General features: G+C 37.9%; 16 protein-coding genes. 15 read left to right on the forward strand and 1 reads right to left on the reverse strand.

Translation table 11 applies throughout. The features are described from left to right. Nucleotides 1-155 precede the first annotated feature (155 nt). The 13 genes from SJY44_RS16740 (at nt 156) to SJY44_RS16800 (ending at nt 13513) form a co-directional block, all read left to right on the forward strand. Nucleotides 156-902, forward strand: coding sequence for an electron transfer flavoprotein subunit beta/FixA family protein (locus SJY44_RS16740; protein WP_396590586.1), 747 nt, complete (start codon nt 156-158; stop codon nt 900-902). A 19-nt stretch (nt 903-921) separates the two neighbouring features. Next, entirely contained in the window at nt 922-1890 is a 969-nt protein-coding gene (locus tag SJY44_RS16745; protein ID WP_396590587.1) for an electron transfer flavoprotein subunit alpha/FixB family protein, read from the forward strand. Between the two features lie 90 nt (nt 1891-1980). Then, entirely contained in the window at nt 1981-2616 is a 636-nt protein-coding gene (locus SJY44_RS16750) for a bifunctional nuclease family protein (protein ID WP_298930519.1), read from the forward strand. A 9-nt stretch (nt 2617-2625) separates the two neighbouring features. Then, complete coding sequence (locus SJY44_RS16755) at nt 2626-4089, forward strand: NupC/NupG family nucleoside CNT transporter (RefSeq protein WP_396590588.1); 1464 nt, start codon at nt 2626-2628, stop codon at nt 4087-4089. Between the two features lie 321 nt (nt 4090-4410). Continuing rightward, entirely contained in the window at nt 4411-5235 is an 825-nt protein-coding gene (locus tag SJY44_RS16760) for a thymidylate synthase (protein ID WP_298930525.1), read from the forward strand. A 143-nt stretch (nt 5236-5378) separates the two neighbouring features. After that, nucleotides 5379-5891 (forward strand): hypothetical protein, encoded by a 513-nt coding sequence (locus SJY44_RS16765; protein ID WP_396590589.1) that lies wholly within the window; start codon nt 5379-5381, stop codon nt 5889-5891. A gap of 150 nt (nt 5892-6041) precedes the next feature. Next, entirely contained in the window at nt 6042-7808 is a 1767-nt protein-coding gene (locus SJY44_RS16770) for an arylsulfatase (protein WP_396590590.1), read from the forward strand. Nucleotides 7809-7954: 146 nt separating this feature from the next. Beyond that, the gene (locus SJY44_RS16775) at nt 7955-9619 is read left to right on the forward strand and encodes a sulfatase (RefSeq protein ID WP_396590591.1); all 1665 of its coding nucleotides are present in this window, start codon (nt 7955-7957) and stop codon (nt 9617-9619) included. Between the two features lie 225 nt (nt 9620-9844). Further along, on the forward strand, nt 9845-10150 hold the full coding sequence (locus SJY44_RS16780; RefSeq protein WP_396590592.1) for a DUF1272 domain-containing protein: 306 nt from the start codon (nt 9845-9847) through the stop codon (nt 10148-10150). A gap of 163 nt (nt 10151-10313) precedes the next feature. After that, nucleotides 10314-10820, forward strand: a complete 507-nt coding sequence (locus SJY44_RS16785; protein ID WP_396590593.1) for a DinB family protein — start codon at nt 10314-10316, stop codon at nt 10818-10820. 165 nt (nt 10821-10985) lie between these two features. Next, nucleotides 10986-11795, forward strand: a complete 810-nt coding sequence (locus tag SJY44_RS16790) for a phytanoyl-CoA dioxygenase family protein (protein ID WP_396590594.1) — start codon at nt 10986-10988, stop codon at nt 11793-11795. Between the two features lie 72 nt (nt 11796-11867). Next, on the forward strand, nt 11868-12677 hold the full coding sequence (locus SJY44_RS16795; protein WP_396590595.1) for an energy transducer TonB: 810 nt from the start codon (nt 11868-11870) through the stop codon (nt 12675-12677). Between the two features lie 11 nt (nt 12678-12688). Beyond that, a complete protein-coding gene (locus SJY44_RS16800; protein ID WP_396590596.1) occupies nt 12689-13513 on the forward strand; it encodes an energy transducer TonB in 825 nt (274 codons plus the stop codon). 75 nt (nt 13514-13588) lie between these two features. Here SJY44_RS16800 and SJY44_RS16805 read toward each other — a convergent pair whose 3' ends face one another. Beyond that, entirely contained in the window at nt 13589-15340 is a 1752-nt protein-coding gene (locus SJY44_RS16805) for a hypothetical protein (protein WP_396590597.1), read from the reverse strand. A 226-nt stretch (nt 15341-15566) separates the two neighbouring features. On the opposite strand from SJY44_RS16805, the gene SJY44_RS16810 reads away from it, so the two are divergent. Both SJY44_RS16810 and SJY44_RS16815 read left to right on the forward strand, forming a co-directional pair. Beyond that, on the forward strand, nt 15567-16280 hold the full coding sequence (locus SJY44_RS16810; RefSeq protein ID WP_396590598.1) for a response regulator transcription factor: 714 nt from the start codon (nt 15567-15569) through the stop codon (nt 16278-16280). A gap of 14 nt (nt 16281-16294) precedes the next feature. Further along, nucleotides 16295-17788 carry a HAMP domain-containing sensor histidine kinase gene (locus SJY44_RS16815; RefSeq protein ID WP_298930549.1) on the forward strand — a complete coding sequence of 498 codons (1494 nt, stop codon included), beginning with the start codon at nt 16295-16297 and terminating at the stop codon, nt 17786-17788. The last annotated feature ends 19 nt before the right edge of the window (nt 17789-17807 follow it).

The raw sequence follows: 17807 nt of genomic DNA on the forward strand, positions 1-17807 counted from the left end.
TAGTTAACGTGCATTAAAAAATGCAAGCAAAAATAGCAAAATATACAAGAACAATACGCTCATAAAAACCAAAAAAAAGAACAAAATTTATTATGCATGCATAATAAATATCAGATTTTTATGGCTATCTTTGATGCGTTAAACGTAAAGAAAATATGAAGATTTTAGTTTGCATTAGCAACGTACCGGATACCACTTCTAAAATCAATTTTGCCGAAGGGGATACCAAGTTTGATACAAACGGCGTACAATTTGTTATTAATCCCAATGATGAGTTTGGATTAACAAGGGCCATGTGGTTTAAAGAAAAACAAGGAGCTGCAGTGCATGTGGCTACTGTAGGTGGAGCACAAACTGAGCCCACAATACGTAAAGCTCTTGCCATAGGGGCAGACGAAGCCATACGAATAAACGCAGAACCAACCGATGGTTTTTTTGTTGCAAGACAATTGGCCGAAATAGTAAAAAATGGCGGATACGACCTAGTCATTGCCGGTAGGGAATCCATAGATTATAACGGCGGTATGGTTCCAGGAATCTTGGCCACACTATTGGACATGAATTTTGTAAACACCTGTATTGGTCTTGAAGTTGATGGCACTAGTGCAACTGCCATGCGTGAGATTGATGGCGGAAAAGAAAAAATAAGCACTACTCTTCCTTTAGTAATAGGAGGACAAAAAGGATTGGTTGAAGAAAGTGATTTACGTATCCCTAACATGCGTGGAATAATGATGGCTAGAAAAAAAGCATTGAATGTGGTTGAACCAATTGATGCGCCTAAACTTACCCATGATCAAAAATTTGAGAAACCTGCTGCTAAGGGACCTGTTACATTGGTTGATGCCGATAATGTAGGTGAGTTAGTAAATCTGTTGCATAACGAAGCTAAGGTGATTTAAGAATTAGAATCTATAAAATATGTCAGTATTAGTTTATACCGAATCCGATAAAGGAAAATTTAAAAAAAATGCATTAGAAGTTGCTTCTTATGCCCATAAAGTAGCGCAAGAACTTGGAACAAATGTTACCGCCGTTACTATCAATGCAGATGATGATGCCTCACTTGGTAATTATGGCATATCCAAAGTGCTCAAGGTTTCCAATGAACAATTAGGCACCTTCAACGCCAAGGCTTATGCAAACACTATTGCACAAGCTGTAGAAGCGGAAGGCGCCAAAGTAATTATTATCAGCTCAAGTGCAGACACTAAGTTTTTGGGGCCTATCCTAACTGCAAAATTAAATGCTGGATACGTACCTAATGTAGTGGCCGCTCCAGATAGCACCTCTCCTTTTGTAGTAAAAAGAACGGCTTTCAGTAATAAAGGTTTCGCCCACACTGAAATCTCTTCAGAAACTAAAATCGTTGGAGTCTCAAATAATGCTTATGGTGTTCATGAGAATAATGTTTCAGCGTCAGTAGAAAGTTTTGACCCTACCCTTGGTGATTCAGACTTTACCACAAAATCAGTTGAAATAGATAAAGTTGTTGGTAAGGCCACTATTGCAGATGCAGATGTGGTTGTTTCAGGAGGTCGAGGACTCAAAGGTCCAGAAAATTGGGGCATGATTGAAGAATTGGCAGAAATACTTGGTGCTGCAACCGCTTGTTCCAAACCTGTTTCAGATTTAGGCTGGCGTTCTCATGGTGAGCATGTTGGACAAACTGGAAAGCCCGTAGCCAGTAATCTATATATAGCCATTGGTATCTCTGGAGCTATTCAGCATTTGGCTGGAGTAAGCGCTTCAAAAACCAAAGTAGTCATCAACAATGACCCTGAGGCTCCGTTCTTTAAGGCCGCAGATTATGGGATTGTTGGCGATGCCTTTGAGGTGGTACCGAAACTCATCGAAAAATTAAAGGAATTTAAAGCCCAAAACGCTTAATTTTTGTTAATTTGCCCTTTGCAAGGGGCTGTTCAGATAACTGGTATTGCCGCTTATTTGAACAGCCTTTTTTGGTTTTAGGAAGATAATATGAGCTTAGTACGATTAAAAATAAAGGGGATATCTTACAGCCAGACACAAAACGGCGCGTATGCTCTTATTTTAAATGAAGTTGATGGAGATAGAAAACTTCCAATTGTTATTGGTGCCTTTGAAGCGCAATCCATAGCAATTGCCCTTGAAAAAGAAATAAAACCTCCCAGACCTTTGACGCATGATTTGTTTAAAAACTTTGCCGATAGATATGCTATTGTTATTAAACAAGTTATAATTCATAAGCTTGTAGATGGTGTTTTCTATTCGAGCATTATATGTGAGCGGGATAAGGTTGAAGAAATTGTAGATGCCCGCACAAGCGACGCTATTGCCCTGGCGCTTCGCTTTGATGCCCCAATTTTCACCTATAAAACGATATTGGACAAAGCAGGAATCTTCCTTAAATTCTCTTCAAAGGAAAATGAGGAAAACGAAGATGATGATGATAGTATAGTAGTAGATGAAATTCTCCAAGAAGGTGAAACAGTGGAAATAGAATCCGGAGCATCATCACAAGGATATAGAGAACTTACCCTAGAAGAGCTATACAAAGAATTGGATAAAGCAGTTGCCAATGAAGACTACGAAAAGGCTGTTAAATTAAGGGACGAAATTTCCAAGCGCAAATAAACCTTTTACATGGGTAAGAAAACCAAAAGTTTCCTAATACTTTTATTATTTATCTGTGTCTCATCTTATGGACAAAACACCTTGCCCGTAGACTCTATTAACAGTGTAATAGGCACAACCATAATTGATGACATCACCGTTCAAGAAACACCACAGTTAATTGCTAATCAAGGATTTACTTTTACCACATTGTGGAGGGGAGTATTGGGAATGGCAGTATTGATTTTCATCTCATTCCTTTTCAGTTCCAATAGAAAAGCCATTAACTGGAAAACGGTGGGAATTGGTCTTGGATTGCAATTATTAATTGCAATAGGGGTACTTAAGGTTCCTTTTGTACAATATGCGTTTGAAAAAATTGGACAGGTCTTTGTAAGTATTCTGGATTTTACCCGAGCAGGAAGCCAGTTTCTCTTTGAAGGTTTGGTTGTGGATATGGATACCTTTGGGTTCATTTTTGCCTTTCAAGTATTGCCAACAATCATTTTCTTTTCTGCATTGACCTCCGTCTTATTTTATATGGGGGTGATACAAAAAGTGGTCAGGGCATTGGCATGGTTACTAACAAAATCCTTAGGTATTTCTGGTGCAGAAAGCCTCTCTATAGCAGGAAACATTTTTTTAGGGCAAACTGAAGCACCATTGCTTATCAAAGCCTATTTGGAAAAAATGAATAAGTCGGAAATCCTTTTGGTCATGATTGGTGGCATGGCTACAGTTGCTGGCGCTGTGTTGGCAGCTTACATTGGATTTTTAGGTGGGGATGACCCTGCGCTGCGCTTGATTTTCGCCAAACACTTATTGGCTGCTTCTGTGATGGCAGCCCCTGGAGCTATCATAATTTCAAAAATTCTATATCCGCAGACGGAAAGTATAAATACTGAAGTAAAAGTATCTTCTGAAAAAATAGGTGCCAATTTTTTGGACGCCATTGCCAATGGAACTACTGAAGGTTTAAAACTAGCCATGAATGTAGGTGCCATGCTATTGGTTTTTGTTGCTTTTATAGCCATGATCAACGGAATCTTAGGTTGGGTTGGTGATGTAACCACCCTTAACACCTTGATTGCAGATAATTCGCCCTATGACAGTTTCTCTCTAGAAGCAGTGTTGGGAACTGTTTTTGCGCCATTAATGTGGCTCATTGGTGTAGCAAATGAAGATATCATGCTCATGGGACAGCTGTTGGGAATTAAACTTGTAGCCAGCGAGTTTGTGGGTTATGTTCAGTTGGCAGAGTTGAAAACCATGACCAATAATTTACACTTTACCTATAACAAGTCCGTAATTATGGCCACTTATATGCTTTGTGGTTTTGCCAATTTTGCTTCAATTGGTATTCAAATTGGTGGAATAGGTTCGTTGGCGCCAGGTCAACGTAAAACTTTGTCTGAGTTTGGTATGAAAGCTGTTTTGGGCGGTTCATTGGCCTCCCTCCTATCCGCAACCATTGCAGGAATGATTCTAGGGTAAGTATTCCAATCCGTTGATAAAATCTTTATAAGTCAATCAACATTCTTTTTACATAACTTTATTCTTGAAGTATTTTAGACAGATTTAATTTTTCTGTCGCATCGAGCGCAGTCGAGATGTCTTTTAAAGATTTCTCCATGTTGTACTTGTTCGAAATGACAAGAATTTAACGGATTGATTTTTAGAATAAAAAGATGACAGTTTGAGTGAAATCCTAAAAGGATTTTGCATCGAAAACAAGTCTTTTACCAAAACCTTTTTCTCGATACAATTTCAGTATGCTGAAATCACTCGAAATGACGATTTGTAGAACGAAAGAATATGAAGCAATACCACGACTTACTAAAACATGTATTGGAACAGGGGAACCAAAAGGGCGACCGTACCGGAACAGGAACAAAAAGTGTCTTTGGCTACCAAATGCGATTTGACCTTTCCGAAGGCTTTCCTATGGTGACCACCAAAAAGTTGCATTTAAAATCTATTGTACATGAGCTCCTCTGGTTTTTAAAGGGAGATACCAATATTGGTTATCTGCAAGAAAACGGTGTACGTATTTGGAACGAGTGGGCAGATGAAAATGGAGATTTGGGCCCTGTGTACGGACATCAATGGCGCAATTGGAACAGTGAAGAGATTGACCAAATAAAAGAGGTTATTGCAACCTTAAAAAGCAATCCCAATAGCAGGCGTATGCTAGTATCCGCTTGGAACCCCAGTGTGTTGCCAGATACTTCGGTGTCCTTTTCCAAAAATGTTTCCAATGGTAAAGCAGCTTTACCACCTTGCCATGCGTTTTTTCAGTTTTATGTGGCGGATGGTAAATTGTCTTGCCAATTGTACCAACGTAGTGCGGATATCTTTTTGGGCGTGCCCTTTAATATTGCCTCCTATGCCTTGTTTACCATGATGATGGCTCAAGTTTGCGGATATGAGCCTGGGGATTTCATCCACACCTTTGGTGATGCCCATATTTACAATAACCATATGGAGCAAGTGGAACTCCAGTTAAGTCGAGACCAAAGACCATTGCCCAAAATGCGCATTAATCCTGCTGTAAAGGATATTTTCGAATTTACTTTTGATGATTTTGAGTTGGTGAACTATAATCCGCACCCGCATATTAAAGGGATTGTGGCTGTATAAATCGTATATAATCATACTTTTGGATGCGTTGTGATGTATTCGACTTGCATAAAGGTTGCATGTGATTTTTGCCTAACAAACCAAATTACTTTGATAATTTTCAAAATATGCTTTTTAGAACCCTTTTAGTATTTTTCACTTTATTGACTTTTAATTCACTTTTTTCACAAAAATGTCGGGTAGAAGACGACCCATTCTCTGATGAGAGAGTAGTTTCTTTTAACTATAAAAACAAAACCGTTTTTCTAGAATCGAAAAACAATGAAGTTCGTCTTGATATTGAGTTTTACTATTGGGGAGAGAAAAGTTATGTGTTTGAAAAAGGGGCAAGTCTTTTTTTAAAACTTGAAAACAAAAAAACACTAGAACTTCTATCTTCAAATGAAGCCAGTAGCACACTAGCACAATCTGGGAATATTGCTTTTACACCTAGTGGAATTCAAAACAGTGACGGACGAAATTATAGTATATATATGTTTTCATTTACATTGAATTGGGAGCAAATAAAAAAATTGGCGAATTCTGAAATAACTCATTTAAGAATACCTGACATTGATAAAAGATATATCGATAAAAAAGCAAAAGGAAGAATAAAGAAAAAGACAGTTGCTATTAAAAAAGGAGCTGAATGTATGATTTCTCATTTACAAGGGTGACAAAAATTTAGCGCAACAAGAAGTATAATCAATTACTTCTAATTTCCAAAAACGTAAATCCTTGCTTATTTATTAACTTCGAGCTACGGCGAAAAAGTGTCCTACAAACGTTTTCCGCAACGAAATCATAACTCAATCATTTAAAAACCAATGAGACTAAAATTTGGAAACATCTTTGTTCTGGCATACTCTTGTTTGTCATTGTTTTTCGTTAACGGTTTTGCTCAGGAAAAACCACATCCAAACATTATATTGATAATAACCGATGATCAGGGCTATGGTGACCTTGGTATTACAGGAAACCCACATGTACAAACCCCGGTGATAGACAAATTTGCTACCGAAAGTGTTCGTTTCAACAACTTTTATGTCTCCCCGGTATGCGCCCCAACCCGTTCAAGTCTTTTGACAGGGCGCTATTCCTTGCGCACAGGTATAAGGGATACCTACAATGGCGGCGCAATAATGGCATCAAGCGAGGTTACCATTGCCGAAATGCTAAAACAAGAAGGTTACAAAACAGGGGTTTTTGGCAAATGGCATTTGGGTGATAATTACCCAAGTAGACCAAATGATCAAGGTTTTGATGAATCCTTGATCCATCTTTCTGGTGGAATGGGGCAAGTTGGTGATATCACCACATATTTTAAAGGTGATAGGAGTTATTTTGACCCCGTACTGTGGCACAATAACAATAAAGAAGCCTATAACGGTTATTGCTCGGATATTTTTACAGAAGAAGCTATAGCGTTTGTAGAAAAAAATAAAGATTCGCCCTTTTTCTGTTATCTCTCTTTTAATGCTCCACACACACCTTTACAAGTGCCGGAAAATTATTATCAAAAATATAAGGACATTGACCCGGCATCTAACTTTGAGGATGATAGCAGGCCCTTTTCAAAAATGACAGAAAAAGATAAAGAGGATGCCCGAAAAGTGTATGCCATGGTATCAAACATTGATGACAATTTGGGCAAACTCTTTAAAAAACTGGATGATTTAGATATTTCGGATAATACACTCATTATTTTTATGACTGACAATGGCCCGCAACAAACCAGATATGTGGGTGGTATGCGTGGTCGCAAAGGAAGTGTTTACCAAGGTGGGGTCCGGGTACCATTTTATATTAAATATCCTCCATCTTTTGAGAAGGATATCGATATTGAAACCATGACCTCCCATATTGATGTTTTACCAACAATAGCGAAGGTTTGCAATGTTGATTTACCCAAAGAAAGAGCAATTGACGGTAAAAGTCTGCTGCCATTAATTATGAAAAAAGACGTTGATTGGATAAACCGACCATTGTTTTTTTATTGGACAAGACGTTTTCCAGAACCTTATTTTAATATGGCGTTACAAAAGGGAAATTATAAACTGGTTGGAAAGACAAATTATAATGCTCCAACCAAGGACTTTGAGCTCTTCAACCTTGTAAAAGATCCTTACGAACAAAATAATATTATATCGGAAAATAAAAATCTGGCAAAAGAGCTAAAAGCAGAACTTGATGGAATCTATAATGAATTGATAACTTCCGAAAATCTAATTAATCAACCCCGTATTATTGTTGGAAGCAAACAGGAAAACCCCACAATTCTGAATAGGAACGATGCTGGTGGACAACGCGGAATTTGGGATCAAGAAGAAATATATGGCAAGTGGAGGGTCAGCATGGAAAAAGGGCATTATAACATAAAAATTAAGTTCATTAAGCCCGTTAAAGCAAATGGCAGGATGTATATAGAAGCCAATACCTTGGTCAAACAAATGGTAAACAAAAAAGAGGATACTGACATTATTGAGATGAAGAACGTCTTCTTTCCTAAAATGGACTGCGACTTGATACCCTTCTATGCTATCAACTCAAAAAGAATATTCCCATTTTGGATTGAAATGAAAAAGATAGATTAAACCCCTTCCTGTAAAAACAACTATAGATAATCGAGCGGAAAGTAGTACTTTAGGAACACATGCAATAAACAAAATATCAAACTGATTTCTCCTCTGAAGATTTTAAGTTAAACAACTGCAACCCATACCCGAAAATTAAACTAATCATGTATCGAACATTTACATATTTTCTTGTCCCGATTGTAATGTCTATTCTGTTATCCTGTAAAGGGAATGAACAAGAGCCAACAGTCCCCCCAAATATTCTGTTCATCATGTCAGATGACCATGCCTATCAGGCCATCAGTGCCTATTCTGACCAACTCATACAAACACCAAATATTGACCGTCTCGCAAAAGAAGGGATGCTCTTTACAAATGCAAGTGTGACCAATTCTATTTGTGCACCTTCACGTGCCACTATACTAACGGGAAAACATACCCACCTCAATGGCAAAATCAATAACATCATGCCATTTGACACTACCCAAATTACTTTCCCACAGTTGTTTCAAAAGGCAGGTTACCAAACAGCGATGTTTGGCAAACTACATTTTGGAAATAATCCTAAAGGAGTTGATGACTTTATGATTTTACCAGGGCAAGGAAGTTACATCAACCCAGAATTTATTACTCAGAAAGGCGACACTACCATAATTGGATATGTGACTGATATTATCACTGATATTACTTTGGAATGGCTGGATAAAAAACGAGATACAACCAAGCCCTTTATGTTGATGTACATGCACAAAGCACCCCACAGAGCTTGGTGGCCAAGTGCTGAAAAAATGAAGGAGTTTTCAAAGAAATCCTTCCCTGAACCAGAAACGCTTTTTGATGATTACACAAACAGAGGCACTGCCGCTAAAACAGCGGAAATGAATCTACTTTATCATATGGACTATACACAGGATTCTAAAATTATGCCTGAGACCATCGAAGAGATGGGGGTTGTTGAGCCGGTTATTCCACCAATCATATTTGACGGGGAATATGCGCTAAAACAATCTCGTAATAGAATGACAAAAGAACAAAAAGCCCTATACGACCCTCTATTGGATGCCATCAATGCCGATTTCAAAGCCAATTGGAAAGGGATGACCAATAAGGAGAAAATGAGTTGGAAATACCAACGATACATGCAGGATTATTTGGCGTGTATATCATCTGTAGATGATAATGTAGGTCGAGTCTTGAACTACCTTGATGAAAATGATTTGACTAACAATACTATGGTCGTTTACACCTCCGATCAGGGCTTTTATCTTGGTGAACACGGATGGTTCGATAAGCGTTTTATTTATGATGAGTCTTTTAAAACACCATTGTTGATCAGGTGGCCCAACCAAATCAAAGCTGGTATCACCAATGAAGAAATGGTACAAAACTTGGATTTTGCCCAAACGTTTTTGGAAGCCGCCCAAGTAAAAGCACCAGCTGACATGCAAGGTGAATCTTTAATGCCGCTTTTAAAAGGAGACTCTCAAGGGTGGAATCGTGAGGCCGTTTATTACCACTATTATGAATATCCAGGGTGGCACTCCGTAAAAAGGCATTATGGCATCGTTACTAAGGATTATAAGTTAGCACACTTTTATTACGATATAGATGAATGGGAATTATACGATCGCAAAAAAGACGTGCATGAAATGAAGAATGTTTACGGAGATCCTGAATATAAAGATGTGGTTGTGGAACTAAAAAAAAGACTAGCTAAACTAAGGGTCAAATACGGAGATTCAGATGAGTTGCAGCAAAAATATTTGGACATGACCAAAAACACCAACTCAAATATCAGTGAGTCAGAATTAAAAAAACCGAAACACTAAAAAACCTAGCTGTAGAAATAGTAATGTATTACAAGCAAGCTAAAATGTAACCTTCAGTTACATTTTACAAAAATTATAGCCGAATCTAAGTAGATTGAAGGTTTTTTGCTCGCTACTACGTTCTATTGTCTTGATAGGAAAGTGCAATGCAATCGGGCTACCATTCTTATACTAGCCATTAGCAACAATTGAAAGAATAGAATTCAAAACCTAAATTTTAAGGATATGTTAGAAATGCGTCCTATTTGTGAAAATTGCAGAAAATCACTTCCTAATGAAAGTGATGAGGCAATGATCTGTACTTATGAATGCACTTTCTGCAAAGATTGTGTAGAAAATATTTTAGAAGATGTTTGCCCTAATTGTGGCGGTGGCTTTACCAATAGACCTACTAGACCAACAAAATGTATTACGCAGAATTGTGTCAAAAACCATCCCGTTAGCACAAAAGAAATTTACAAACCAATTGACAAAGAAAAATTTAAAAGAATTTATGACGAATTTGTCTATTTAGAGCCTAGAAAAAGATAAACAACTGCTAACATTCTATATAGCAAATAGGGCGCTTTGGTTAACAAAAGTTCAGTCTTATTCGCAAAGACCGACAAATTTTTAAATTTGGCTTTAGTTTCACCTGAAAAATATCACAGACAACTGCCAAATTTTTTATACTAGACCATTAGCATTTATTAGAATGAAATCCCTAATTGAAAATATTATTCAGCAATATCAAGAAGTCCAAAATGGAAAATTATGGATAGGCAGCACATTTACCAGCAAATTGAATCAAGTTGATGAAAGCATGGTTTTTACAAGACCAATTACAGGCTTGCACAGTATTGCAGAAATAATTTCCCATTTGACATTGTGGAGAAAAGAGACAATCTTGAAAATTCAAACTGGAAGGGGAAGCAAAACAGATGATTGCGAGGAAAACTGGTTGCCCAATGACAAACTCGAATTATTGGGTTGGCAACACATCAAATCTGATTATGATAAAACTCTGACTAAATTGATTGATTTATTAAAATCAAAAGACGACAAATTTCTAAGTGAGGAATATTTTGATACCGATTTCAAGGGAAATTATAAATATAGTTTTGTAATTAACGGAATGCTACATCACGATCTTTATCATTTAGGACAACTTGGAATAATCATAAAATATTTGAAAGAAAATACAGTCCATCAGAAGCGTTAACCCAAATTGCCATAAAACCACATTTTGGATTTCCCTTTTTGGGGGAAAGTATCTTCTCTACATAAAACAACAGTTCCGCGCCCAAATCCAAGATACATTCATCTTTTGTTTTGGGTTGTAATAAATTATGTCTTTTGCTTAACTTGTTCTACTAGAAACTTTAGCATGAACCTAGACATACTCCAACAACCCTTTCCTTTAAGCAAGGCACAAATCGATTTTTACAAGGAAAATGCCTTTATAAAGATTAAAGAAGTATTGCCACCAAAGGTGATTGCCCATATCAATACCGTAATATCTGCCAAAGTGAACGAGCTGAACACACAAACTACTGATCTTAAAGAGCGCGACACTTATGGCAAGGCTTTTTTGCAGATTTTTAATTTATGGACCCAAGATGAGCAGATTAAGGAAATCATGTTTAGTAAACGGTTGGCACAACTAGCTTCTGACCTTATGGAAGTGGATGGCGTGCGCATGTACCATGATCAAGCCCTTTTTAAGGAAGGTGGCGGAGGCATAACCCCTTGGCATGCCGATCAGTATTATTGGCCATTGTCCACTGAAAAAGTCATTACCGCTTGGATTCCCTTGCAAGGAGTACCCATGGAAATGGGTCCGCTTGAATTTGCCGCTGGTAGTCAAAACATTTTAACCGGAAGGGATTTATCTATCAGTGATGAAAGCGAAACCTTAATTGGTGAAAAATTACGATTGACGGATTGCACTAAGATATCTGAGCCTTTTGATATTGGGGAAATCAGTTTTCATTCCGGGTGGATTTTCCATCGGGCGGGCGCAAACAACACCAATCAAACCAGAAAGGTGATGACGGCCATTTATATGGACAAGGATATGATCTTAAAACAACCGGAAAATGATGGCCAAATAAATGACTGGAAAACATGGTGTCCAGGCGTGAAAATTGGTACTATTATAGATTCTCATCTAAACCCCATTCTTTTTGAGCAATAAAGCATACTAGGAAATCCTTTTGATTTTGTTTCTTAACCATTTATCTTGACGAATCATTACCAACCGCTTCCTATGAAAAAGCTACTTTTTTTGGGTTTTATTTTTTGCTTTCATACTGCTATTGCACAACAACAGTATAGGTACAAAGTTAACGAAGTGGATGAACTTCCTATTATTAGCAAAATCGAATGCCAAATTCCTGCTTCGCTAGAATGTTTCACCCTACAGTTAAATGCCCATATCGCGACCAACTTTCAGTATCCTGCAGAAGCCCTAGAAAAGGAAATAACCGGAAAAGCATATGTGCAGTTTTTAGTTGACTCTTTGGGAATGATTTCCAAAATTCAAGTCAGATCCATGGAAAAATCTTTTGAAGAGGAGAGTATTCGAATCATGAAGACTCTACCTCAAATAGTTCCTGCTAAAAAAAATGGAAAACCTGTTGCATTTTCTCATAGTTTTCCCATAGTGTTCAACCTGAAAATGGAAAAAGAGCCTGTATTGGAGAGAATTCCGCCAATAGCCTGTGAAGACGCTGCTGTTCCTCCAGTTTTTATTGGGTGTAGAAAATCCAAAAATGGAAAAAAATGCTTTGAGGAAAAGCTTTTTGAGCTTGTCACCAAGTCCAAAAAACTTTATTTAGGGGATGGTGAAAAATTTAGCGGTAAAGTCAGCGTCTATTTTGAAATCAACAAAGACGGAATTATTTCAAACGCTATTGCAGTAACCACCTTTTCGGAAGCCAAAAAAGCTGTTGAAAATTATCTTACCTCAAAAGAAGTAATACTAGAGCCTGCAAAAAACAAAGAACAACTACCTATAGATTCTTATTTTAAAACTGATTTCAATTTACTTGCGGTTGGACGAACATCTAACCGCTGATGATCAAAACTATGAAAAAGGAACTCTCACTAATTTGTTGTCTGTTTTGCTTTTCCTTTAGTAATGCTCAATCACAGATTGAGTATTTTCCGCAAGAACAGCTGATTCATCCAAATAATTCAACGGAGCAAAATCATAACACCTATTTGTTCAATGATGTAAAAAACAAAATGATCTCCATACTATCTCAAAAAAAGAATTTATCAGCTTTTAAGAAATATAGAAATGATACTATCAACTTTGTTCTGGGTTTTATAGTAGATACCCAAGGCAGGCTAATTCTAGAAAAAAGTGATTTTAATTGTAGCAAGTCAAAACTATTGCAAAAGTTTGATGATGACATGAAAGAAATATTGGCATCGCTTCCAAAATTTGAAATAATCAACAGAAAGCCTGAACCCGTAATCTCCCATCACTTTCTATACTATCGGTTTGCGTTACAGGGCAAAAAAAGTCCAGTTTTAGAATATATTCCTAGTGCAGATGAGTATTTAGGAGGAGTTATTCAAGAAATTCCCATTTTCCCAGGCTGTGAAAATCTTTCACAGGAAGAAACGGCCCAGTGTCTTCAAAGTATGATGGAACAGCATATTGCCAAAAATTTCATTTATCCAAGTGATGCCTATGAAAACAGGATATCTGGGACAGTAAATGTGGTTATGGACATTACTGAAGACGGGATAACTGAAAACCTACGCGTTCTGGGAAGACCGCATGGATCATTGCGAAAAGAAGCTTTTAGGATAATAAAACTTTTGCCCAAAATGCAACCTGGTAAGCGCAATGGAAAACCAGATGAGTTCACGTATTCCATACCCGTGATATTTCAACTATAAAAAAACACCCAAGCTTTCACTTGGGTGCTTAACAAACAATTAAACAAAGTCACTTATTTTCTTTTTCATGTTTGTTTAATGTGGAAGTTCCCTAGTCACTTTTATGGAGTTAGAAAGGTCATAAAAGCCATCCAAGTCAGCAACGTTCATTCCAGCTTCCAATCCTGTTAGTCCTTCCTCATAGGTAATATGCCAGATAAAGCATATTCCAACACCCGCAGCATCAAAATCTACACCTTCAACTGCATCAATTGTTGGTGGTAAACCTAGAATATTATTGTATTCATCTGTAATCACCCAGCCTTGTTTTGATCCAGTCAAATTGGAGTCATCTAAATAAATTCCACTTACCATATCTGGAGTACCATCCACTTTAAATAAAAATGGACCTCCGCCAATATACCCTGCATTTAATGCATTTCTGTTCACCGTTACAAAGTTGGAAAGCGCAAAATTACCTGACAGGTCATTCAAGTTCTGTCCACCTTCCAATCCGGACAATTCACCAGAGTAGGTCAAATGGAATATGTAACAAGAACCTACGCCTGCTCCATCAAAATCTACTCCTTTTACAGCATCCAAAGTTGGGGGCACTCCCAAAATATTTTTGGAATCGTCCGTAATCACATAGGTCTGTACGGCCCCGTTAACTTCTAAGTCATCCAAAGCAATGGCACTTACCATATCCGGTGTACCATCCACAACAAAGTTATACGGTCCTCCAGAGAGGGTGCCAGCATTCAATGCATTTCTGTTGACCGTTACAAAGTTGGAAAGCGCAAAATTACCGGTCATGTCATTTAAGTTCTGTCCACCTTCCAATCCAGCTAGCTCGCCTGAGTAGCTCAAATGAAAGATATAGCAAGAACCTACTCCTGCGCCATCAAAATCAACACCTTTTACAGCTTCCAAAGTAGGAGGAATCCCCAAAATATTTTTAGAATCATCAGTGATTACATAAGTTTGTGCATCACCAGTAATTCCAGAGTCATCCAAGGCAATAGCGCTTACCATATCTGGGGTGCCATCTACAACAAAGTTGTACGGACCTCCAGATAAAGTTCCCGCATTCAATGGGTCTCGGTTGACCACTACAAAGTTTGAAAGGGCAAAATTACCAGACAGGTCGTTCAGGTTCTGTCCACCTTCCAATCCAGATAATTCTCCTGAATAGGTCAAATGAAAGATATAGCAAGATCCTACACCAGCTCCATCAAAGTCAACACCCATCACAGCTTCCAAAGTCGGAGGTATTCCCAAAATATTTTTAGAATCGTCCGTAATCACGTAGGTCTGTGCATCACCGGTAAGCATTGAATCATCCAAGGCAACAGTGCTCACCATATCCGGTATACCATCTACAACAAAATTGTATGGGCCGCCCGACAGCATTCCCGCATTTAAACCATTTCTGGTAACGGTCAACGAATTGGAAAGGTCATAATCACCAGCTAGGCCACTAGTATTTAAACCAGCTTCCAAACCTTGAAGGCCATCTTCATAAACAATATGCCAAATAAGACATACCCCAGCTCCGGCTTCATCAAAATTTACGCCTTCTACAGCTTCCAATGTTGGTGGAAGTCCTAGAATATTTCCAGACTCATCTGTAATTACATAACCTGTATTACTCCCAACAAGGTCATTGGCATCTAAAGTAATTCCGCTTACCATATCCGCAATTCCATCAACAGTAAAGGTAAAAGGGCCACCAGATAGTGTACCTGCATCTAGCACAATGGGATTATCATCATCGGTATCTCCTTTACAGGAAACCAACAGTATTCCAATGCCCATTAGCATCAATAATGATTTTAAGTTGCTCATTTTCGTGTGTTTTTAAATTGTTCCACAAATGAAGGGGGAAGATGTTGCAGAAGTATCACATAAAAATCAAAATTCATTACGTTCTGATTATCAGGTATTTAATATAAAAACATAGTCTTTTTGTAAAGATTTGCGCCAAAAACAGACTTCTTAAGGAGTATCCGATCAAAAAATTGTAGAAAACGGTGAACTTTCCGTGATACTTTACCTTTTAATTCGTTGCATCATGAAAAAAGTACTGATCGTTGAAGACGATATTGAAATCGTTCGTCTTTTGGAAATACATCTTAAAGATTTGGGTTGTCAAGTTTTGACGGCTGATAGAGGAGATGTTGGATTACGAAAGGCCATCAACGAAAATCCAGACCTTATTATTCTAGACGTAATGCTTCCGGGAATGGACGGAATTGAAATCTGCCAGAAGATTAGAGCGAACAATATTAAATCACCAATTATGATGCTTACGGCCCGTTCTGAAGAAATAGATAAGGTATTGGGATTGGAAGTAGGCGCTGATGATTATTTGACCAAGCCCTTTAGCGTTCGTGAATTTATTGCACGAGTGAAAGCTATTTTCAGAAGACAGAAGATGGATATTATGGAGCCATCTTCGGAGAAAAACGCCAAATTGATGGAGTTCGACATGCTTTCTATAGATATAGATATGCGCAAGGTGCTTTTAGATGGCAAGAAAATAGAGCTTTCTCCCAAAGAATTTGAACTCCTGGTGCTTTTATCCTCTAACCCCGGAAAAAGCTATGATCGTTCAAAATTATTGAACATGATTTGGGGGTACGATTTTAAAGGGTATGAACATACTGTGAATTCCCATATTAACCGTCTACGCTCCAAAATTGAACCAGACATGAGCAATCCTAAATTTATTTTGACCACATGGGGGGTAGGATATAAATTCAATGAAGAACTTATGGAGGCCTAACCAAACCGCTACAGATGAAAAACAATATACTTTCCGTTAGATTTATCCTAAAACTCACCCTCTCATTCCTTGCTATTCTATTGCTTGCAGGTATTGGGTACACCATTACGTCCATATATCTATCTAACAAATATTTTTATGAGACCACCCAGCGCTTACATGCCAATCTTGCTCAAGATCTTATTGAGGAGAAATTTAAGGATACGCACCCTTTTGATTCTACTGGAACGGTAAACAAAGCCCTTTTTGGAGACATCATGCATGATATGATGGCCGTGAACCGCGCCATTGAAGTGTATCTATTGGATAATTCTGGAAATGTACAGTACTCTGTTGTCCTTGACCATGACGCTCCTGAGACCAAGCAGAAAAAAGTGAATCTAGAACCAATAAAAAGGTTCATCAATGAAAAAGGGAGTAGTTATACAATAGGTGATGATCCAAAGGATTTATCCAAACAAACCATTTTTTCAGCAGCCCATTTTAACAAGGATGGCCATGAAGGCTATGTATACATTATTCTTGCTGGAGAGGATTTTTTAGCTACCCGTAGCGATTTGTTCAATAGTTATTTTATGCGTTTGGGCCTTGGCGGGTCTGTATTAACGTTAGTTTTTGCCACCCTCTTGGGCATACTTGCTATTTGGTACCTCACCAGAAGCTTAAGGAAGATTATCTATGCCGCCAAGCGGTTTCAACAAGGCGATTTAGAGTATCGGATAGAAAATGCTGAAAAAACAGATCTGGCCAATGTAGCTAGCACCTATAATAGCATGGCTGATACCATTTTATCTGATATTGAAAAAATAAAGTCCGTTGAGCAATTGAGACAAGAATTAATTGCCAATATTTCCCACGATTTGCGAACACCACTATCCATAATACAAGGCTATATTGAAACACTTCACATGAAAAACGATGAGCTTTCTGCTGAGGAACGGGCCGAATATCTAAAAACCGTTACCCGCAGTAGTGAACGTCTTTCCAAGTTGGTCTCCCAGCTTTTTGAATACTCAAAGCTGGAGGCCAACCAAATTCAGCCAGAAAAAGAACCTTTTTTAATTAGTGAATTGGCCAATGATATTCACAGAAATTATTCTTTATTGGCAGAACAGAAAAACATTGATTTAAAACTGTCCATGGCAAAGAGTGTTCCATTGGTTTTTGCTGATATCTCCCTTGTAGAAAGAGCTATCCAAAACTTGATGGACAATGCGTTAAAATTCACCCCAAAAGGCGGAGAGGTTACCGTAAAAATTGAAGCAGAGAATGACCATGTAGAAGTTATAATTCAAGATTCTGGTCCAGGAATTAAAAAGGATAACCAAGCCCTGATCTTTGAGCGTTACAGACAGACCAAAGTTGGTCAGGAAAAGGAGGGCACAGGTCTAGGCCTCGCTATTGTAAAGAAAATAATGGAGATACACGATAGTAAGATTAAGGTGTTCAGTAAACCAAATGAAGGTACTTCCTTTAGTTTTAGTCTTCCAGTTTATGCGGTAAACTAGACCTTATTTTTTATCTTTA

The organism is Allomuricauda sp. R78024, from assembly GCF_044596045.1.
GTDB lineage: Bacteria > Bacteroidota > Bacteroidia > Flavobacteriales > Flavobacteriaceae > Flagellimonas.